18 protein-coding genes and 1 pseudogene are annotated in these 19,093 nt (G+C 63.5%); 6 read left to right on the forward strand and 13 right to left on the reverse strand.

Annotated elements, in window-relative coordinates:
- Positions 1-5: 5 nt before the first annotated feature.
- Positions 6-956 (forward strand): ABC transporter substrate-binding protein, encoded by a 951-nt coding sequence (locus PQQ51_RS03470; RefSeq protein WP_408495186.1) that lies wholly within the window; start codon positions 6-8, stop codon positions 954-956.
- Positions 957-987: 31 nt separating this feature from the next.
- Here the strand turns inward: PQQ51_RS03470 and PQQ51_RS03475 are convergent, their stop codons facing one another.
- From PQQ51_RS03475 to PQQ51_RS03495, 5 genes and pseudogenes are all read right to left on the reverse strand, one after another.
- Entirely contained in the window at positions 988-1,722 is a 735-nt protein-coding gene (locus PQQ51_RS03475) for a ribonuclease activity regulator RraA (RefSeq protein ID WP_408494865.1), read from the reverse strand.
- 17 nt (positions 1,723-1,739) lie between these two features.
- A pseudogene (locus PQQ51_RS03480) lies at positions 1,740-2,192 on the reverse strand (hypothetical protein); the annotation flags it as partial.
- A gap of 266 nt (positions 2,193-2,458) precedes the next feature.
- Positions 2,459-2,695: a hypothetical protein gene (locus PQQ51_RS03485; RefSeq protein WP_408494867.1), complete on the reverse strand. Its 237-nt coding sequence runs from the start codon at positions 2,693-2,695 to the stop codon at positions 2,459-2,461.
- 74 nt (positions 2,696-2,769) lie between these two features.
- Positions 2,770-2,976 (reverse strand): hypothetical protein, encoded by a 207-nt coding sequence (locus PQQ51_RS03490; protein WP_408494869.1) that lies wholly within the window; start codon positions 2,974-2,976, stop codon positions 2,770-2,772.
- Positions 2,977-3,158: 182 nt separating this feature from the next.
- The gene (locus PQQ51_RS03495; protein ID WP_408494871.1) at positions 3,159-3,773 is read right to left on the reverse strand and encodes a TetR/AcrR family transcriptional regulator; all 615 of its coding nucleotides are present in this window, start codon (positions 3,771-3,773) and stop codon (positions 3,159-3,161) included.
- 83 nt (positions 3,774-3,856) lie between these two features.
- On the opposite strand from PQQ51_RS03495, the gene PQQ51_RS03500 reads away from it, so the two are divergent.
- Positions 3,857-4,969, forward strand: coding sequence for an MBL fold metallo-hydrolase (locus tag PQQ51_RS03500; protein ID WP_408494873.1), 1,113 nt, complete (start codon positions 3,857-3,859; stop codon positions 4,967-4,969).
- Positions 4,970-5,022: 53 nt separating this feature from the next.
- Here the strand turns inward: PQQ51_RS03500 and PQQ51_RS03505 are convergent, their stop codons facing one another.
- Positions 5,023-7,344 carry a cytochrome P450/oxidoreductase gene (locus PQQ51_RS03505; protein WP_408494875.1) on the reverse strand — a complete coding sequence of 774 codons (2,322 nt, stop codon included), beginning with the start codon at positions 7,342-7,344 and terminating at the stop codon, positions 5,023-5,025.
- A gap of 116 nt (positions 7,345-7,460) precedes the next feature.
- Between PQQ51_RS03505 and PQQ51_RS03510 the strand changes: the two genes are divergently transcribed.
- The 3 genes from PQQ51_RS03510 to PQQ51_RS03520 all read left to right on the forward strand — a co-directional run bounded on the left by PQQ51_RS03510 (position 7,461) and on the right by PQQ51_RS03520 (position 9,739).
- Positions 7,461-8,306, forward strand: a complete 846-nt coding sequence (locus PQQ51_RS03510) for an IclR family transcriptional regulator (protein ID WP_408494877.1) — start codon at positions 7,461-7,463, stop codon at positions 8,304-8,306.
- A gap of 148 nt (positions 8,307-8,454) precedes the next feature.
- Entirely contained in the window at positions 8,455-8,775 is a 321-nt protein-coding gene (locus PQQ51_RS03515) for a DUF4148 domain-containing protein (protein WP_408494879.1), read from the forward strand.
- 214 nt (positions 8,776-8,989) lie between these two features.
- Positions 8,990-9,739 (forward strand): hypothetical protein, encoded by a 750-nt coding sequence (locus PQQ51_RS03520; protein WP_408494881.1) that lies wholly within the window; start codon positions 8,990-8,992, stop codon positions 9,737-9,739.
- Between the two features lie 36 nt (positions 9,740-9,775).
- Here PQQ51_RS03520 and PQQ51_RS03525 read toward each other — a convergent pair whose 3' ends face one another.
- From PQQ51_RS03525 to PQQ51_RS03555, 7 genes are all read right to left on the reverse strand, one after another.
- Positions 9,776-10,120 carry a GFA family protein gene (locus tag PQQ51_RS03525; RefSeq protein ID WP_408494883.1) on the reverse strand — a complete coding sequence of 115 codons (345 nt, stop codon included), beginning with the start codon at positions 10,118-10,120 and terminating at the stop codon, positions 9,776-9,778.
- Positions 10,121-10,160: 40 nt separating this feature from the next.
- A complete protein-coding gene (locus tag PQQ51_RS03530; protein ID WP_408494885.1) occupies positions 10,161-11,189 on the reverse strand; it encodes a zinc-dependent alcohol dehydrogenase in 1,029 nt (342 codons plus the stop codon).
- A 52-nt stretch (positions 11,190-11,241) separates the two neighbouring features.
- Positions 11,242-11,937, reverse strand: coding sequence for a hypothetical protein (locus PQQ51_RS03535; protein WP_408494887.1), 696 nt, complete (start codon positions 11,935-11,937; stop codon positions 11,242-11,244).
- Positions 11,938-11,967: 30 nt separating this feature from the next.
- A complete protein-coding gene (locus PQQ51_RS03540) occupies positions 11,968-13,308 on the reverse strand; it encodes an MFS transporter (protein ID WP_408494889.1) in 1,341 nt (446 codons plus the stop codon).
- 90 nt (positions 13,309-13,398) lie between these two features.
- Positions 13,399-14,535, reverse strand: coding sequence for a porin (locus PQQ51_RS03545; protein WP_408494891.1), 1,137 nt, complete (start codon positions 14,533-14,535; stop codon positions 13,399-13,401).
- 199 nt (positions 14,536-14,734) lie between these two features.
- Positions 14,735-15,646, reverse strand: coding sequence for a LysR family transcriptional regulator (locus tag PQQ51_RS03550; protein WP_408494893.1), 912 nt, complete (start codon positions 15,644-15,646; stop codon positions 14,735-14,737).
- Between the two features lie 181 nt (positions 15,647-15,827).
- A complete protein-coding gene (locus tag PQQ51_RS03555; RefSeq protein WP_408494895.1) occupies positions 15,828-16,616 on the reverse strand; it encodes an AraC family transcriptional regulator in 789 nt (262 codons plus the stop codon).
- 186 nt (positions 16,617-16,802) lie between these two features.
- Between PQQ51_RS03555 and PQQ51_RS03560 the strand changes: the two genes are divergently transcribed.
- Complete coding sequence (locus PQQ51_RS03560) at positions 16,803-19,085, forward strand: TonB-dependent siderophore receptor (RefSeq protein WP_408494897.1); 2,283 nt, start codon at positions 16,803-16,805, stop codon at positions 19,083-19,085.
- The last annotated feature ends 8 nt before the right edge of the window (positions 19,086-19,093 follow it).

Genomic DNA, 19,093 nt, shown 5'->3' on the forward strand with positions numbered 1-19,093 from the left:
TCATGATCATTAGTCGACGTCGATTCATTTACACCTGCGTTGCGCTTTCGGCACTTTCTGCGCTTTCCGTCTGCATCGGTTCGAACGCGACGGTGGCCGCATCGGGCGCGGTCGATTTGAGTCCGCAGCAGACGGGCCGTATCCGGACCACCGCAAACCCCGAAGCGATTGCCGCCCTCAAGAACTATCGTTTCACCAGACCGGGCACGTTGACCGTCGCTATTTCGCCGCATGGGCCGCCGACCGCAACCTATGCGACCGACGCGAGAACCGTGATCGGCTCGGATGCCGACTACGCGCAACTGGTCGCCGATTCGCTCGGGCTCAAGCTCGAGATCGTCCCTATCACGTGGACCGATTGGCCGCTCGGTCTGACCTCGGGAAAGTACGACGCGGTGATCTCGAACGTCGGCGTGACCGAGCAACGCAAGGAGAAATTCGACTTCACGACCTACCGCCAGGGTCTGCACGGTTTCTATGTCCGGACCCAGAGCCCGATCAAAAAACTCGCGGAGCCCAAGGATATTGCGGGTCTTCGCATCATCACGGGTTCGGGGACGATTCAGGAAAAGATCCTGCTGGAGTGGAACCGGCAGAACGTCGCGAAGGGTTTGAAACCGATCGAGTTGCAGTACTTCGACGACGACTCCACAGCACGCACGGCGCTGCTGTCCGGCCGCGCGGATGCGGAGTTGAATCCGAACGCGCCACTCGCATACGACGCCGCGACTACCGGTGCGGTTCGCGCCGTCGGCACCGTCAACGCGGGCTGGCCGTTGAAAGCCGACGTGGCGATCGCGACGCGCAAAGGCAGCGGTCTCGTCGACGCGTTGACCATCTCAACGAACGGATTGATTCAGAACGGCACCTATCAGAAGTCGCTTGCGCGTTGGGGCATTCAGGGCGAAGCACTCGAGCGCGCTGAAAGCAATCCGCCGGGATTGCCGAAGTTCTAGCGCAGGCGTTTGGCCGGCACGGCCTCGCCTGTCATGGTTGTTTCGCCCGCCATTGCGCGTAAGCCACGAGCGTTTCTTCATTCGGCGGATAGGTGCCGCGCAACGGCCTGCCTTCCGCGATGCGTTGCGTGATGAACGCTTCGAGTTGTTCCTGCTCGGTCGCATCGCGCGCGACTTCTTCGGCCATTTCATGCGGCACGATCACCACGCCGTCGACATCGGCGACCACGATATCGCCCGGATAAACCGGCACGCCGCCGCAGGCGATCGGCACGTTCATATCGACCGCATGGTGTTTCGCGAGATTCAGCGGCGCGCTCGCGCCGGCACACCATAACGGCAGACCCAGTTCCGCGATCGTGCCGCTGTCGCGCACCGGGCCGTCGGACACCATGCCGGCGACACCGCGTTTCGCGAGCCGCTGCGCGAGAATCGAGCCGACCGATGCAACCCCGCGCTCGCCGCGGCAATCCTGCACCAGCACGCTGCCCGGCGGCGCCGTTTCGACTGCCTTGCGCTGCGGATGGTCCGGGTCCTGAAACACGCCGAGGTGATCGAGGTCTTCGCGCGCCGGAATATTGCGCAGCGTGAACGCGGGACCGACCAGGTTCGGCGCACCGGGCGCCGGTTTGACGAGCGGCGCGACGCCTTGCAGGAAAACATTGCGCAGGCCGCGCTTGAACAGTTGGGTGGTCAGCGTCGCGGTACTGACGTGGCGCAGCAGTTCGAGAGTCGTTTCGCTGATGCCGGGATCGGATGCGGTCATGAGAGATTCTGGATGAGTTAGTGGATTTCGGGCTCGGGGCGCGGGCCTGCCGGGTTGTCCCGAGTACTTTGCTGGACGGATGCGGACGGTGTCGGCGCGCGAATCGGCTCTTCGAGAAAATCGAAATCGCAGCCCTTGTTCGCCTGCATCACGTGCAACTGATGCATCACGCCGAAGCCGCGTTCGAACGGCAGCTTCGGCGTGATCGGCAACTGGCCCCACTCGGGCATGCCCGGTGCGCCGATCGGACCGGCGTGTTGCAACACGATCACCGAATCGGCGGTCACGTCGAGCGCTTCGCTATCGATGCGCGCCGCCATGTCCGCATAGTCCCTGAACACGACGGCAGGACCGCGATGCTTCAGCAGATGCGTTTCCATCGCCGCCGGCTTGATCACGCGTGATAACCCATCTGCGCGGTGCGCGAACGATGACCGAACGAGCGCAGATCGTTCACGCCGTACCAGCGGTGGCTGCGAAGTTGCTCCGGGGTTTTGCGGTTCGATGACACGGACGTCTCCATGGTCGCGATACCTTCGCTTCGCGCCGCGCCCGGATGAACCGCACACGGCTTTTCGATCACGCGGATGGTAGCGCTACCATCGAGCGGCGTCGCTCGGGGATTGCACTGAACGAGACGTGGGAGGATTGGGCGGCATGGCGCCGCCATCGAACAAAAACTGAAATGTGCGCGAAGAACTCGCGCCGCAGGAGAAAAGCCGGCAACGCCGACGAATTACGAAAACAGCGGCAGAGACTCGACAGGCGTTGGACGCGGGCGCCGCGGCGCCGCCCGGCGGGTTCGCGCGACAGCTTTCACGCCGCTGGAACCGAGCCGCCGGTTCAGATCCGACAGCGCCTTGCAGAGCGACGTGCGAGCCGGCATCTGAGCCAACGCCAACTCGAGCCGGTCGAACAGTTCCGGCAGGTTCGCTTCGCCGGTCGTCTTTCGCGCCGAGCTACGGTTGCGCATAACACCGCTCCTTTATTGCATCGATATTCCGTCGGCGCGCTTCCCGTCATGTCCACGGCGCGCCGCTGCCGGATTCAGAACAACTGGGCGCCCAGTTCGCGCAGGCTATTCCACTTGACCGTGCTGACGAAAGTCCGGCCGGTGGTGTCGAGCGACTCGATCATCGCCCGTTGGCCGCGCGCTTCCGCCACCACGCGGACGATGCGCGCCTGGTAGCGCAGCAGCGCGCCAATCGGCGGACACAAGGCTTCCCGGCAACGTTGCGATCGTTTCTTTTCCATGCGCTTTCATTAGGTAATCAACGGGGTGCAGGGCCGCGGCAAGTCGCGGCATCGCAGCCCGGATGCTACCAGGTCAACGCGAACCCGTCCAGGTATCGGGGTATCGGCGGGTAGCGGGATATCCGGGCAGCGTGCAGCAACGCTGGTTGAACCGGTAGAGCGCGAACCGTTCACGCATACGCTCACGCATAGCGCGCGAGAAACATATCGGCAGCGGACTCCGCCACCTGCCGCTGTTCATCCGCACTTAACGGCGGCTGCCCCATCGTCACCTGCGGCCAGAAAGCGAACGCCTTCACGAGGGCCTGCAACTGCGACGACGCGAACACCGGGTCCGGCGTCCTGAGCCGGCCGTCGGCGGCTGCGGCGCGAATCCACACCGTCAGATCCTCTTCGCGCTCACCCATGCGCGCCACCATGTCGCGAGCGCGCTCCGGCGAATGAATGCCGGCCGCGATGGCGACGCGCGCAAGCGACAAAAACGCCTCGCCACTCAACAGGCTCAGTTTCTTCGACAGCAGTTGCAGCAGTTGCGCGCGCAACGGCAGTTCCGGCGAATACGCGGGTGCCGCGTCGGTATCGCTCGACTCCCACAGCTGCCGCAGAATCGCCGCGAACAGCGCTTCCTTGCTCGGAAAATGGTTGTAGACGGTGCGCTTCGAAACGCTCGCGCGGGCCGCGATGCGGTCCATGCTGGTCGCGTCGAAACCCGCCGCGAGGAATTCTTCGATAGCCGCGGCCAGCACCGCCGCGCGCTTGCGGTCGGTCAGGCGTAAGGAGGAGACACAGAGTTTCATGAGCAAATTCTACACCGCACAGTATACTTTTCTCGAAAATAAACTACACTAGGCAGTCTACTTCCTGTATCGAGATGGCTCATATGACATCGTTCACCGGTTCCATTCGTCGCGTTTTAGGTCTGAGCGCGGCGCAGCGCGGGCGCGAATCGTTCGACGCGTCGGCTCAGCACGACGGCGAGCGCTTTCGCAACGTCAAGCCGCGTCCCGTGGAAGGCTTCGGCAAAACCTTGCGGATCGCGTGGAACGTGTTGTTCAGGAAGCCGGACGGCACGATGCCCGCCGGTCCGTTGCCCGTCGATTCGTTGTCGCGCGAACAGCTTCTCGCCGCGCCCGATCGCAGCCTGTATCGCCTCGGCCATTCCACGATGCTGCTCAAGTTGCGCGGCCAGTTCTGGCTCACCGATCCGGTTTTTGCAGAACGTGCGTCGCCGTTCAAGCGGCTCGGTCCGAAGCGCTTTCACGCGCCGCCCATCGCGCTGGACGACCTGCCGCCGCTGCGCGGCGTGATTCTGTCGCATGATCACTACGACCATCTCGATCGCGAAACCGTGCTGGCGCTCGCCGCCACCACCGGCGTTTTTCTCACGCCGCTCGGCGTGGGCGACCGTCTGATCGAATGGGGTGTGGAGGCATCGAAGGTGCGCCAGTTCGACTGGTGGCAAAGCGTCGAGATCGACGGCCTCGCGTTCACGGCCACGCCGGCGCAGCACTTTTCCGGCCGCAGCCTGTTCGACGGCAACAGCACGTTGTGGGCGTCGTGGGTAATCGTCGACGACGCGTTGCGCGTGTTCTTCAGCGGCGACACGGGCTACTTCGACGGCTTCAGGACGATCGGCGAGCGGCTCGGTCCGTTCGACGTGACGTTGCTCGAAACCGGCGCCTATGACGCGATGTGGCCGTACGTCCACATGCAGCCCGACGAAACCGTGCAGGCGCACGTCGATCTGCGCGGCCGCTGGCTGGTGCCGGTTCACAACGGCACGTTCGATCTGGCGATGCACCGCTGGCAGGAGCCGTACGAACGCGTAAGCGGCCTCGCGCTCGCGCGCGGCATTCCGCTCGCAACGCCGCGCATGGGCGAGCGTTTGAACCTGGACGCGCCGCATCGCGGCGAACGATGGTGGCGCGAAGTCGTGGAGAATGCCGAGGTCCGCTTGCAGGAAAGCAGCGGACAAGGTCTTTCGTCGAACTGACGGGTGACTGACCGACTGACCGGCGCGCGGCCGCTGAGTAACCGGTATCAGTCTCAGAGTTCGAGCACGAGTCTGTTGCCGGCCGCGCGTGAACAGCAGGTCATCATCCGCGTATTCGACTGCCGCTCGCCTTTGGTCAACACCACGTCGCGATGATCGACTTCGCCGGCGAGCACGCGCACTTCACACGACCCGCACAGCCCTTCCTCGCAATCGCTCTGCACGTCGACATTCGCGTGACGCAGCGCCGCGAGCAGGGTCTGGTCGGCGGCCACCGTCACGACGAGTCCCGAGTCCTTCAACTCCACGTCGAACGCGTGCTCGTTGGCGGCATCGAGCGCGCCGAGTGTCGATTCGAAGTGCTCGACTTTCAGCGAATCGTCGGGCCACTTCAAGCTCGCATCCTGCAACGCGTCGAGCATGCGAGCCGGACCGCACGCATACACCTGCGTGCCCTCTTCCACCCTCAACGCATTGAAATCGTTGCGCGTGCCTTCGTCCGACACGAAGACGCGAACCCGTTCGCCATGCAGTTCGATCAACTCGGGCAGCAAAGCCATCGCGGCCCGCGTGCGGCCGCTGAAGTGAATTTCGTAGTCGAGGCCGAGCGTTTGCGCGCGACGCGCCATCGCGCTAATCGGCGTGATGCCGATACCGCCCGCGATCAGGATCAGCTTGCGCGCCGCTTCGTCGAGCCGGAAATGATTGCGCGGACCACGAATTCTCAACTGCGCGCCGACCGCGAGATTGTCGTGCATCCATGCCGAACCGCCGCGGCTTTCGCGTTCCTTCAGCACCGCGATTTCGAACGCGCTCGCATCCTCGGGATCGCCGCATAGCGAGTACTGCCGCGCTATACCCGTTGCGCCGCATTCGACGTCGATGTGCGAGCCCGCTGTCCAGCGCGGCAACGGCCGGCCATCCGGCGACGCGAGCTTGACGCGCACGATATCGCGTGCGTCGCGCGACAGCGACGTGACCACCACCGGCCGGCTGATCGCATGAGCCGAAGGTTCGCCGATGCGCACCGCCGCGCGCGGTTCGAGCACTGCGGTATTGTCGCGCTCGGGGTTCAGCAACGGATCCCATTCGACGAACACATGCTCGGGCCCGCGAAACGACGTGTTCGGCACGTAGCTGAAACGCTGGTCGGCAAGACGCATGTGCGGCAAGCGGCGCGTGAATTCGTCGAGGAAAATCTGCATCTCCATGCGCGCGAGATTCTTCCCCATGCATTGATGCGAGCCGTAGCCGAAGGTCAGTTGATCGCTCGCGTTCTCGCGGCGGATGTCGAACAGATCCGCGTCGGCGAACTGCCGTTCGTCATGATTCGCCGACGACGTCACGATCAGCAGCTTCGCGCCCGCCGCAATGGGAATGCCGCCGACGTTCACGTCGCGCGTGACCAGACGCCGCCACGCCGCAACCGAACCGTTGTGGCGCAAACACTCTTCGACGGCATTCGGAATCAGGCTCGGGTCCTCGCAGATATCGCGCCACGCCTGCGGATGTTCGAGCAACAGTTTCATCGCATTCGCGGTGGCGTTCGCAGTGGTTTCGTGCGCGGCCACGATGCCGGCCATCATCATCGAATGCAGATAGGAGTCGGTCACGACCTCGGGCAATTCCTTCTGCTTGCGAATGCCGTATTGCATCCAGCCGGGACCGTCCGGGTCTTCGCGCATCTTGTCGAGCACCTTGCCCGCGAAGGTCCAGAACTTGCCCACCGCATGCGCGACCGCGACCTGCTCTTCCGGCTTCGGACGTCCCCATGTGTTGACCGTGTGCGCAATCGAATACTCGCGCAGCGTGTCCATGTCCTCCTCCGGCACGCCGAGGAAATGCAGCGCGACCGTCAACGGCACTTCCCACAGCATCTGGTCGACGAGATCCGCGCGGCCGTCGTCGATGAAACGATCGACGTATTCGCGAGCGAGCCGCCGCACCATCGGCTCGTGATGCAGCAGCGCCTCGGGCGTGAACGGGTCCATCAACGCGCGGCGGCGCGGCATGTGCGCCGGTTCGTCTTCGTTCACCAGCGTGCGGTTCATCGCATAACCGTACGACGCGAGCACCTCGTTCGCTTCGGGTCCGGTCGGCGTGATCTTTTCGAGCGCAATCGACGGACTGAACGTGAGGTTGTCGCGAAAGATAGCCTTGATGTCGTCGTAGCGGGTGACCACCCAGTAGCCCAGCTTCGGGCTGTAGAACACCGGCTCCTGCTCGCGCGCCCAGCGCACGTATTCCGGCGGGTCCTGCTGATAGCCGTCTTCGAATGGATCGAATTGCGCCGCGCGCGGGCTCACGGGACAGGCCGGCGCACCCTGACTGAAAGGACAACCGGAGGCCCGCTCCGCTGAATTCGTGTCGCTCATCGACATCTCCTGCTGCAAAATCCGTTTTGCGTAACTATAGTACGCAATGCGTAAATTACCGCCTGGGGTTTACGAGTTGGCCCGTTTCGACAGGTGCGCCCCGTTAAAATGCCCGCATGAAAAAAAGCCCGATGACCACGCCCGCCGAGATCGAATCCGCCGCCGCGCCTGAACGCGAACGCCGCCAGCGCGTGCAATCCGCCACCACCGCGGTGGTGTTGCTGAAAGGGCTGGCCGCGCTCGGCGGACGCGCGTCCTTGACCGCGCTGGCGTCTTACGTCGACGAAAGCCCTGCGAAAGTGCACCGCTATCTGGTCAGTCTGATGGAAGAATCGCTGGTCGCGCAGCAGCCGCTCACCCAGTTGTACGTACTCGGGCCGGAATGCCTCGCAATCGGTCTCGCGGCCATGCGCATCGTCGATCCGATTCGCGAAGCGGAGTCCTCGCTGGCGTTGCTGCGGGAAACGCTCGAGGTCACCTGCTTCGTCGCGGTCATGGGCAATCGGGGTCCGACGATCGTGCGCTTCGAGGAGCCGGGTCTGCCGGTGACGGTCAATGTCCGCGTGGGCTCGGTGATGTCGGTGTTGTGGTCGGCAACCGGCCGGGTGTTTCTGGGTCTGCTGGACGAGTCCCGCATCCGCGCCATCGCCGAAGACGAACTCGCGCAGGCGCCCGCCGAGCTACGCGCACAACTCGATGCAAACGATCCGATCGGCACGCTCAGACGCGAGGTTCAGGCCGCGCGGGGCGCTTCGGTGAAAGACACCAATCTGAAGGGAATCAGCGCGGTCGCCGCGCCGCTCTTCGACTTCAACGGCCGCCTGTGCGGCACGCTGACCGCGCTCGGCGCGACAGGCGGATTTGATTCGTCGATCGATGGACCGATTGCCGCCGCCGTGCGGCGCGAAGCGCACGCGATCAGCGCGCGGCTCGGCTTCGCTGCCGGGACCGTGCAGGCATAACGCGTACCCACCACTCGCACTATTCGCATTCCCAAATACACATTCGCCGGGAATAACCGATCCACTCCGCTGGTTTACCGATGCAGAGCGTGATGACGCGACTCACGTCGCGCTCCTGATTCGCGCTCGCTCCTGGAGGAGGATTGCAATGAAACCGATCTCGCTGAACCGTCTCGTCGCGCGGACCGTATCCGGCGCGCTCTGCGCGAGCGCCGCGCTTCTGTTCACGTCTGCCGGCGTCTACGCGCAAACCGCGCCGGCGTCCGGCACGCATCAGGTCACGCGCGCCGAAGTGCGGCATGAGCTCGAAGAGCTCGAGGCCGCGGGCTACAACCCGTCTCAAGGCGAAGACGAGAACTACCCCGCCGACATCCAGGAAGCCGAACGCAAAGTAGCCGCCATGCATGCGGCCCAAGCGAATGCGTCGATCGGCAATCAGCCGGCGATGCAAGGCATGTCCATGCATTGACGGCAAAACGGTGTGTGTGAACCTGTGGACAGCGGGTTCTCCCTTTGAGCGCCGGTCTTCTTCAGGCCGACGCTCTTTTTTCAGCTTCGACGCAACGACTCGAGGTGATCAATTGGATATCATCGGTATGGCTCGCCAGTCACAGACGGCGCAGACGGCGCAGACGGCGATTATTCGCGACGAACACCATAACGTTTGGACCAAAGGATCGACCGTGCAAACTCTGCTGCGCCGTGTTCAATTGGGGTCCGGTGTGGTCTTGCTGGTCTACCTGTTTCTGCATCTGCTCAATCACGCGCTCGGGATCTGGTCGCTGGATCTCGCGGGGCGCGGCCTCATGCTGGCGTTGCGCTTGTGGCATAGCGCGCCGGGCACCGTGCTGCTTTACGGCGCGGCGCTACTGCATTTCTCGCTCGCGCTATGGACGATCTACGGGCGCCGTCATTGGGGACTTCCGCTCACCGAATGGATACGGCTTTGGGCGGGTTTGAGTCTGCCTCTGCTGCTGATCCGGCATGCGGTGGACACGCGGCTTGCTTCGTCGCTGTATGGCTTCGAGCCGAACTACGAGCGCATCGTGATCGCGCTGATCACGAGCGGCTCACAAGGCTTGCAACTCGCGCTGCTCGCGCCGGGCTGGGTGCACGGCTGTCTCGGGCTATGGCTGCGCATGCGCCACCATGCTACCGCGCGCCGCGCGAAAGCCGTGCTGATGTTCCTGCTGGTCGGGATGCCACTGCTGTCCGCTGTAGGCTTCTTCCGCATGAAGCAGGCGGTGCTGGCCACCCATACCGGGCCCTTGCATCCCGATCCGAAGCTGGTCACACACCATCTCACGCTCGATACATGGCGCCATGACATCCTGGTGCTGTATCTGTCGCTGGTGATCGGCGCGCTCGTCGCAGGTTTGTTGCGCAATTGGCTGGAGCGGCGGCGCTTAAGAAAAGAACCGGTGAACGTTTGATGCCCGAAGCGCCTTGTCGCAACTAGAGACTAGCGGCTAGCGACTTCTGCCGTCCACCTCGCGCAGCGGAATCGCGTCTACATCGAGGCCGTCGATACAGAACGCGTTCACGCTGCACATTGCGGGGTCGATCCGCCGTTGATGAAACGTGTAGACGCCACAGGTCCCGCAAAAATAATGCAGCGCGTGGCCGGTATTCCATCGATACGATTTCAGCGCCTCTTCGCCTGCGACGATCCGCAGGCTGTCGCGCGGCACGCTCACCATCACCGCGTTGCGCTTCGTGCATAACGAGCAGTTGCATCGCACCAGTTCGTCGATCCGCACGTCGAACGCGAAACGCACCGCGCCGCAATGGCACGAAGCCGAGTAGCCTGGCATCGCTGTCTCCTTTTCCGGTCAAATGCCGGCCCTCAAAACGTCAGGGCATCAGCAGGATTTTCGAACCGATCTTGTTGCGCGCCATCTCGAAGCCTTCGAGCGCGTCGGCCAGCGGCAGACGATGCGTGACCATCGGCACCAGCGCGGCATGATGCTCGACGACGAAGTCGCGCACCTGCGCCCAGGTCGCGCGCGACGCTCTATAAGTGCCGCGGATCTGGTGACGGTTGCGCACCAGCTTCGCCGCGTCGAAACTGACCGGCGCGCCGTGAATCCCGCAGATCACCAGCACGCCCGACGGCCGCAGAAGATCGAGACCGGCCTGCACGGTAGAGGGCACACCGGTCGCTTCGATGACGATATCGAACTCGTCCGCGCCGATCAGTTGCTTCGTGTCGGACAACGGCTGCTGTTTCAGATCGAGAGTCCTGTCGATGCCGAGCGCGCGCACGCCGTCGAGCCGGCCCGGATCGTCGTAGCCGACCACGACGACCTCCGCGCCCCGCTCCCGCGCCAGCAGCGCGATGCCCTGGCCGATCGTGCCCGGCCCCATCACGAGCACCTTGTCGCCGCGCTTGACCTCCGCGGCCTTTACCCCGCTCAGTCCAATCGACAAAGGCTCGCAAAGCGCCGCGATACCCAGATCGATGTCGTCAGGCAGCGCGAGGCAATTGAGCGCCGGCACACGCACGAAACGGGCAAAGCCGCCGTCGCGCAACATGCCGATTCCGCGTCGATCGCGGCATTCGTCGAGCCGCCCCGCGCTGCAGAATTCGCACACGCCGCATTCGACCGATGGAATCACCACCACCGGCTGCCCGGCCTGCAGACCGGCGACGTCCACGCCGACTTGCGCGATCCGGCCGGCGAATTCATGGCCGATCGTGACCGGAAACGCCTGCTTCAGAAAGTCGTAGCCGCCCGACCAGTCGTAGATGTGCACGTCGCTGCCGCAGATGCCGGCGGCGACCACGTCGACGATCACTTCGTGCGCGGCAGGCGCGGCCGGTTGAGGCACTTCACGAAATTCGAGGCCGAAGGCCGCGGCGGTTTTTTGCAATGCTTGCATGGGTTACTCCTATGAGTTGCTCCAATGAGTTTCGCGTGACAAGGCGAGAGGCTCAAAGCGATGAACGGACTACCGGCGCGCTGCGCCGCAGCGATGCGTCCACCTGCGAATGCGTGATGCCGAACGCGAGTTCGTAAGCGTCGACGATAACGGTCGACGCCGCTCCGGCGTGCCCGAACGCCAGATCGCGCAACGCCGTAGCGTGCGCTCTCAAGCGCTGTTCGTCGGTGCCTTCGACCAGCAGCACATGGGTCGGCTGATCGGCATTCGACCACTTCTCGAACGCGTCCGGCACCGCAACGTGAGCGCGCCCGAGATGAACGGCGGTGACGTCGGCGAGCGCGCTGCAGGTATCGATCAACGCGCGTTCGTCGAACGCCCGCGCCGCCTTGATCCGCACGCACGCGATCGCCTGTCCGGCCGTGCTTCCCGCGGACCCGACCGTGTTGCAGGTGGCGCGCACCACGTTGCTCAGAAGCGGCCTCATCGCGGCCGACCGTGCCGTGGGCCGTGCGATCACATCGAGATAGGCGGCCGACTCGAACACCGCCGCGGTCTCGACCTCGTACAGCGTGAAGTAACGATGCTGCCCGGGCGCCGAAGACAGATAGCGGCGTCCGGCAATGAAGCCGGCGATGCCGACCCGCTCCGGCACATGTTCGTCCGTATGCCAGCGGTTGTATTCCGCGTCGGATTCGGCGCTGATATCGTTCCAAAGCGCGAGAAACGCGGAGCCGGAAAGGGCCATGATGCAGTACCTTCGTTGATAAAAAAGCCATCAGGACGGCCGCGCGTGCAGCACGCGGGGCGTCGCGGCGGGCATGCTGAACATGCACAGCGCCGCCACCAGCGCGGGCACCGCGACCAGTGTGAACAAGGTCCCGTAGCCGAGGCCCGACGAGAGCAGATAGCCGCCCATCACCGAGCCGAGCATCGAGCCGAAGCGGCCGATGCCGGTGGCCCAGGCCACGCCCGTCGCGCGACTGGCCGTCGGATAATGCGTGGCGGCCAGACCGTTGATGCCGACCTGCGAGCCGCTGATGCAAAAGCCCGCCAGAAACACGATCGGGCCGAGAATCGCGGGCGTCGTATAGGTCTGCCCGACCAGATAGATCACCGCGCCGGCAACGCCATACGCGCAGCCCAGCACCCGGTGCGGCGCGGCCATGTCCATCACGCGGCCCAGCAACAGACCGCCGCACGTGCCGCCGACGGACCACAGCGCGGTGGTCAGCGCGGCCATCTTCATCGAGCCGCCCGAGTGCGTGATGATCGTGGGCAGCCAGCTCGACATCAGATACAACACCGACAGCCCCATGAAGAACGCCGCCCACAGCAGCAGCGTGCCGCGGCGATAAGGCGCGACCAGCAGTTCGCGCACGGCCGAGCGCAATCGCTCCGCTTCGCGCGCGCCGAAACGGCTGTCGTCGTCGATCGCGGACGCCGCGATGCGTCGTCCGAAAACGCGCAGTTCCGTTTGACGGTCCGGTCGCCGCAGCGCGAGAAAACGCATCGACTCCGGCAGCCACAGCCACAACACCGGCAACAACACCAACGGCGTCACGCCGCCGACGAGCAGCATCGCGTGCCAGCCGAAGCGCGAGATCACCTGCGAGGCCACCACGCCGCCGAACGCCGAGCCGAGCGAATTGCCGCACAACATGATCGTGATGAGGGTCAGGCGCCGCCGCGCCGGCACATATTCGGCGGTCAACGTGACGGCAGTCGGCGTCGCGCCGCCGATGCCCACGCCCGCGAGAAAACGCAGGAACGCGAGCTCCGTCACGTTGGTGGCGAACAGACTGAACAACGTCGCGAAGCCGAAAAAGGCAACCGACGCGAGCATCACCGGCCGTCTGCCGTGACGATCGGCGAGCGGGCCGAAAATCAGCGAGCCCGCCATCATGCCGATCAATCCGAACAGGAAAATCGGCGACAACTGGTTGACCGTCAGCCCCCATTCCGCGCGCACCGAAGGCGCGATGTACGCGGCGAGACCGATATCGATACCGTCGATCGCCACCGTGAGGAAGCACAGCACGATCACCAGCCACTGGAAACGGCTGAGCGGTTGCGTGTCGATGAAATCCTGCACATCTATCAAACCATTCTGTTTCATACTACGTGTCTCCTGCTCACATCGTCCTGCTCGCTTCGTCCCGCTCACATCGTAGTGTGCGGACGCGACTCCATGGTTCGCACCACTGTTCTAGAAAAGCTTTCTCAGACCAACCCGCACGGCCAGTTGATTCGAATTGCTCGACGGCGACAAGCCGAACAGATCCGCAACCGCCTGCTTGCCGGTCGAATCGACGCCGCTCGCGTGCTGCCAGATCCCCATTCCGTATACGTACGTGGCCTTCGAGAAGAAGTAAGCGCTGCCCGCTTCGACCGAGTTATAGTGCCCGCCCGGCGACGCGCTGTATTGCCAGGCCACGCCCGCCATCGTGAACGGCGTGAAATTGAACGCGTAGTTCAACTGGTAGTTGTTGAACGCGGCATTCGGCGGCGCCGCGCGATTCGACGCGGTTCGAACGATGTCGAGAAAGCGCACGTTCGAGTACAGGAACGACCACTGCGAGCGGCCATACACGTATTTCGCGCCGCCGCCGAGCACCTGCTGGCTGGTCGCGCTCACGTAGTTCTGGAAGATCGGATTGGTGACCGGATTGCTGAACGCCGCGCCCGCCACCGGCGAACTGCCGGCGCCGTATATCGACGTGGCCGGCGTGCGCATGTTCATGTACGCGCCCGCAAGCGTGAGGCCACCGTTCGCATACTGCGCGCCCGCGCCGTAGGTTCTGTCGTGCGAAAAATCGCCCGCGGTGCCGCCGAGACTCAGCATCGCGCTGTAGTTGAAACCGCGATACACCGGGCTCTCGTACTTGATCACGTTGCTGATCTTGTTGTAATTCCACGATCCGTCGATGTCGCCGAGCGTCGCGCCGAGGCCGCCCGCGAACAGAAAACTCGTGCTCAACGGCACGAAGTAGTCGTTGGTCATCGAGTACTGGCGACCCAGATACACATTGCCCCAGTCGCCGCTCAGGCCGACGAACGCCTGTCTGCCGAACAGCGTATTGGCCGGCTGGAACGCGCCGGTTTCGATGCTGAAACCCGCTTCGAGCACGAAGATCGCTTTCAGATTCGAGCCCAGGTCCTCGACGCCGCGCAGCCCGAACTTGTCGCCCGCGCGGCCGCCGCTGTAGGTTTGCACGGCCGATTTGCCGCCCTGGTTGTTGCTATAGGTCAGCGCGCTATCCACTGCCCCGTAAATCGTCACGCTGCTTTGCGCGTGTGCTAACGCGCATGCCGCCAGTGGCAGGCAGGCAACCAGTTGTTTCATTCCGTCTCCTGTTCGTTATCCGGGGCAGCGGCGGGCGCGCCCTCTTTTTTAACCAGACCGCGCGACGATGCGGCGGCCTGTCAGGAAAAATGATCTCCGAAACGGGCGTCCGGAAATAGCAGCAAAACGGAAGTTCAGAACACGGTTTCGGGAAAATATCGAAACGCGCGGGTGCCGTGGCTCAGCAGCGCAGCGGCAATCAGAGGAAATCGTCCTCGCGAGCGAGTTCGACGAGGCCCTGCCGCAGGAAATCGAGAAGCGCGCGGAACAGCTTCGGATTGTTGTGATCCGCCGGCCGCAGCACCTTGATCCAGAAATCGGGCAGCTCGAAGCCGCTGAGAATCCGCACGAGCTGCCCCTGCTGGACACTCGCTTTCGCACGGTAGCGCGGCAGCACCGCAATGCCGAGTCCGTCGACCGCGGCGCGATGCATCGCGTCGATGTCGTTGGTGGAAAAAGCGCTATTGACGGCCACGTCGATACGGCCCGACCCGTGTTCGCTGAAGGTCCATGTGCGTACCGGGCTGAGGTACGAATACAACAGGCATTGATGCGTCGGCAGCTCGGACGGATGCGCGGGCTCGCCGTATTTCTCCAGATACGACGGGGCGGCATAGACGAGCCGCTTGAACGGACAGAGCGGAAATTCCTCGACGCCGTCGTACGCAACGGGCAGCCCCGTGATCACGAAATCGAAGCCTTCCAGCAGCGGATCGACCGGCCGGTTCGTCAATTGCAATTCGATATCGATCTTTGGATGCGCGCGAAAAAAGTCGTTCAGCAGCTTGCCGAGAAAATGATTGGTGAACGACGACGGCGCCTTGATCCGCAAGCGGCCGGTGAGCGCGGGGCCGTCGTCGACGGGGCTGCTCATCAGGCGCTCATACGAAGCGAGAAAATCGCGTGCGAGCGCGATCGTCTCCCTGCCGCGCGAGGTCAGATGCAGACTGCGCGTGGTGCGCTGGAACAGCAGCGTCTCCAGTTCCTTTTCGAGCGCGCTGACCCGTTTGGTAATCACGGAGCCCGCTACGTTGAGGCGCAGCGCGGCGCCGGAAAAGCTGCCGACTTCCGCCACCGCGAGAAACGCGCGGACGTTTTCTACGCTGTCCATGTGTGCCTGTTCGTGCCTGTGGGTGTCTGTTCGTATCTTGTGCCGGTCGGTTTCGCTAGCCGGGTTGCGCTTTGCTGCGCGCCGCCAGTATAACGATCGGCAAACGGCCGCCAGGTCGCGGCAGGACAGACGGCGGCACATCGCGACCGGATGCCCGCTATTCAAACCCCACGCATGTCCGCTACTTCGGCTCGCTCTTCAGATAGCGCTGCGGGGTCTCACCGAGCGTTTTTCTGAACATCGTGATGAACGCGCTCGACGTGGTGTAGCCGAGTTCATGCGCGATCGACGCGACCGGCACGCCCTGAGCCAGTTTCGACACCGCTTCGACGATTCTGAGTTGCTGACGCCATTGCCCGAACGTCAATCCGGTCCCGTCCCGGAACAGACGCGCGAGAGTCCGCTCGCTCGCGCCGACGCGCTCGCCCCATGTGGTCAGCGAATAGCCGTTCGCCGGCTCCGTCAGCAGAAAATCGCAGATTTGCCGCAGACGCCGGTCGAGCGGCAACGGCAAGCCGCCGCCCGTCGACTCGCGCGAATCGCGCATTTCCGTGAGCAGCAGCGGCGTAATCATGTCGTAGCGGCGATTCGGGTCGCTCCGCTTATCTTCGACCATCGCGGCCACCAGTTCCCTCAATAGCGACGACACCATCAGCGCCCGGCATTCCGATTCCGGCCACGGCGACGCCTCCGGCTCGAAATAGACGCTGTGCATCAGCACCTCGCCGGTCGCAATCAATTCGTGACCCACCCGCGGCGCGATCCACAATCCGCGCTGCGGCCCGAGCGTCCACATGCCGATCGGCGTCATCACACGCAACACGCCGCGCACGGTGAAGACGAACTGCGCCTGGTCGTGCGAATGCCAAGGCTCTCTATTTCCAGCTTCGTATTCATAGCTGCTTGCTATGATCGGGCGCGAAAGTTTGCGCTGCTGGAATTCGGGCCGGTGCCACCAGATCTGGTCCACGGTCAAAACATCCTTCGTCAAACGGTCAAAAACTGTCTGTTTTGCGAAATTTATTGGCAATACTTCGTGCTACCCCGTCGGGTAACCTATTTTGCATCGAACAGCGGCAAATTACTAATGCAAACAGTAATGATTCGCACTTACAAGATGCCGTTGCTACAGGCTACACAACAGGGGAAGCACGAGATGAACCGACGGACCGGTCGAAACAGGAAGACCACACAGATTGCACAAGCACACACGTGGGCGGCGGGGTTCAGATTGCTGCCGATCGCAGCAGCCGGCTTGATGTTCGCGAACGCGGCCTGCGCGCAGCAGCAAGCCCAGCCGACAGCAGCGGCGGCACCGGAAGCGGCGGCGTCCGGCGCTGCGGCCACGGGCAAGCCGGTGAACTCGCAACTTCCGGCGGTCGTCGTATCGGGGGAGCGTGGGCCTGAAACCGGCACCGGCCCGGTAACCGGCTATGTGGCGAAGCAAAGCACCGCCGGCACGAAGACCGACACGCCGATCATCAAGACGCCGCAGGCGATCTCGGTCGTCACGCGCGACCAGATGGACATTCAGGATGCGCAAAGCGTCGCGCAGGCATTGCGCTACACGTCCGGCATCAACCCGGAACAGCGCGGCACCAACACGGATTCGCTCGAATATCTGTACGCACGCGGCTTTCTCGTCGACGAGTTCTGGAACGGCTTGCGCACGCCGGGTCCGGCGGGCGGCTTCGGCTTCAACGTGACCAGCTTCGATCCTTATATGTTCGAGCGGATCGAATTGCTGCACGGGCCGGCCTCGGTGCTGTACGGCCAGGGATCGCCCGGCGGCACGGTGAATCTGGTCAGCAAGATGCCGACCGCCGAGCCGTATCACGAGGTCGGTTTCCAGACCGGCAGCTATGGCCGCGTGCAAGGCTTCTTCGACTTCAGCGGACCGATCGACCAGGACGGCAAGGTGCTGTACCGCCTGACGGCCGACGGCTTCAACACCGCCACCCAGACCGACTACGTGAACCAGCAGCGCTTCGCGATCGCGCCGACCCTCACGTGGCGTCCAGACAAGGACACCACGCTGACGGTATTCGCCAACTACCAGGCCGATCCTGAAGCGGGCATCTACAACTTCGTGCCGGTGGTGGGCACCATCCAGACGGGCGTCGCGCAATTGCCGCGCAGCTTCTATCCGGGCGAACCGACCTTCGACAGCTTCCGCAAGACCCAGGAGTCGATCGGCTATCAGCTGGATCACCGCTTCAACGACGTGTGGTCGGTCAAACAGAGCTATCGCTTCCTGCACAACAGCGAGACGCTGCAATACGTCGACGATGAAGACGGCTACAACCCCGCCGGCACCGCACTGGAGCGCACCGCGTACCTGAACCGCGGGATGGTGAACTCGCATACCGTCGACAATCAGGCGACCGCGAAATTCACGACCGGCCCCGTGTCGCATCAGGTGACCGTGGGTGTCGATTACCAGAACATCCAGTTCAATCACTACTTCCTCGGCGCGTTCTCGGATGTGCCGTCGTTGAGCGTGACGAATCCGCAATACGGCGCGACGATCCCTTACCCGGACTTCACGTTCGGCACGTCGAACGCGCAGTCGATCAAACAGCTCGGCACCTACGCGCAGGACCAGTTCGACTTCGGCCGCTGGTCGTTCCTGCTCGGCGTGCGCGAAGACTGGACCAACGAAGACATCACCTCGTACAACACCGGCGCCACCACGAGCCAGTTCAACCGCGCGTTCACATGGCGGGCCGGCGGCGTGTACAAGTTCGACAACGGCATCGCGCCGTATGCGAGCTATTCGAAGTCGTTCCAGCCGCAGGTGGGCACCGATTTCAACGGCCATGCATTCGATCCGACCACCGGCGAGCAGGTCGAAGTCGGCGTGAAATTCCAGCCGAAGGGTTACAACAGCTTCGTCACGGTGTCCGCGTTTCACCTGACCCAGCAGAATGTCGCGACGACCGATCCGGTCAATATCGGCTTCCAGGTGCAAACCGGCGAAGTGCGCTCGCAGGGTGTCGAGGTCGAGGCGCACGCCAGCCTGACCGACAACCTGCAACTGATCTTCGCGTACACGTACACGAATCTGCTCAACACGAAGAGCAATTCGGCGAATCTGGACAAGGTGCCGGTCGGCATTCCGCGCAACACCGCTTCGCTGTGGGCGGACTATGCGCTGAAGGCCGGCCCGCTCAACGGGCTGCAATTCGGCGGCGGCGTGCGCTATATCGGCGGGTCGTACGGCGACACCGCGAATACGCTGCTGACCTCGTCGGCCACGCTGATCGACCTCGCGGTGCGCTACGATCTCGGTCGCGCGTTTTCCGGGATGCACGGCTGGACCGCGTCGCTGAATGCAAGCAATCTGCTCGACCGTCACTACATGGCGTCGTGCAACAACGGCTCGTGCAATTGGGGCGAAGGGCGGCTGGTTCTGGCAGGACTGAAATATCAATGGTAACGACGTCT

The sequence above is a fragment of the Paraburkholderia xenovorans genome (genome assembly GCF_046030735.1).
Classification (GTDB): domain Bacteria; phylum Pseudomonadota; class Gammaproteobacteria; order Burkholderiales; family Burkholderiaceae; genus Paraburkholderia; species Paraburkholderia xenovorans_A.

What these genes read in the sequence shown, in the direction of transcription:
- PQQ51_RS03505 (WP_408494875.1), bottom strand. Translation starts at nt 7,344, where the DNA reads ATGAGCGACACGAATTCAGCGGAGCGGGCCTCCGGTTGTCCTTTCAGT.
- PQQ51_RS03530 (WP_408494885.1), bottom strand. Translation starts at nt 11,189, where the DNA reads ATGCAAGCATTGCAAAAAACCGCCGCGGCCTTCGGCCTCGAATTTCGT.
- PQQ51_RS03525 (WP_408494883.1), bottom strand. Translation starts at nt 10,120, where the DNA reads ATGCCAGGCTACTCGGCTTCGTGCCATTGCGGCGCGGTGCGTTTCGCG.
- PQQ51_RS03475 (WP_408494865.1), bottom strand. Translation starts at nt 1,722, where the DNA reads ATGACCGCATCCGATCCCGGCATCAGCGAAACGACTCTCGAACTGCTG.
- PQQ51_RS03500 (WP_408494873.1), top strand. Translation starts at nt 3,857, where the DNA reads ATGACATCGTTCACCGGTTCCATTCGTCGCGTTTTAGGTCTGAGCGCG.
- PQQ51_RS03495 (WP_408494871.1), bottom strand. Translation starts at nt 3,773, where the DNA reads ATGAAACTCTGTGTCTCCTCCTTACGCCTGACCGACCGCAAGCGCGCG.
- PQQ51_RS03490 (WP_408494869.1), bottom strand. Translation starts at nt 2,976, where the DNA reads ATGGAAAAGAAACGATCGCAACGTTGCCGGGAAGCCTTGTGTCCGCCG.
- PQQ51_RS03540 (WP_408494889.1), bottom strand. Translation starts at nt 13,308, where the DNA reads ATGAAACAGAATGGTTTGATAGATGTGCAGGATTTCATCGACACGCAA.
- PQQ51_RS03545 (WP_408494891.1), bottom strand. Translation starts at nt 14,535, where the DNA reads ATGAAACAACTGGTTGCCTGCCTGCCACTGGCGGCATGCGCGTTAGCA.
- PQQ51_RS03535 (WP_408494887.1), bottom strand. Translation starts at nt 11,937, where the DNA reads ATGGCCCTTTCCGGCTCCGCGTTTCTCGCGCTTTGGAACGATATCAGC.
- PQQ51_RS03510 (WP_408494877.1), top strand. Translation starts at nt 7,461, where the DNA reads ATGAAAAAAAGCCCGATGACCACGCCCGCCGAGATCGAATCCGCCGCC.
- PQQ51_RS03550 (WP_408494893.1), bottom strand. Translation starts at nt 15,646, where the DNA reads ATGGACAGCGTAGAAAACGTCCGCGCGTTTCTCGCGGTGGCGGAAGTC.
- PQQ51_RS03560 (WP_408494897.1), top strand. Translation starts at nt 16,803, where the DNA reads ATGAACCGACGGACCGGTCGAAACAGGAAGACCACACAGATTGCACAA.
- PQQ51_RS03515 (WP_408494879.1), top strand. Translation starts at nt 8,455, where the DNA reads ATGAAACCGATCTCGCTGAACCGTCTCGTCGCGCGGACCGTATCCGGC.
- PQQ51_RS03485 (WP_408494867.1), bottom strand. Translation starts at nt 2,695, where the DNA reads ATGCGCAACCGTAGCTCGGCGCGAAAGACGACCGGCGAAGCGAACCTG.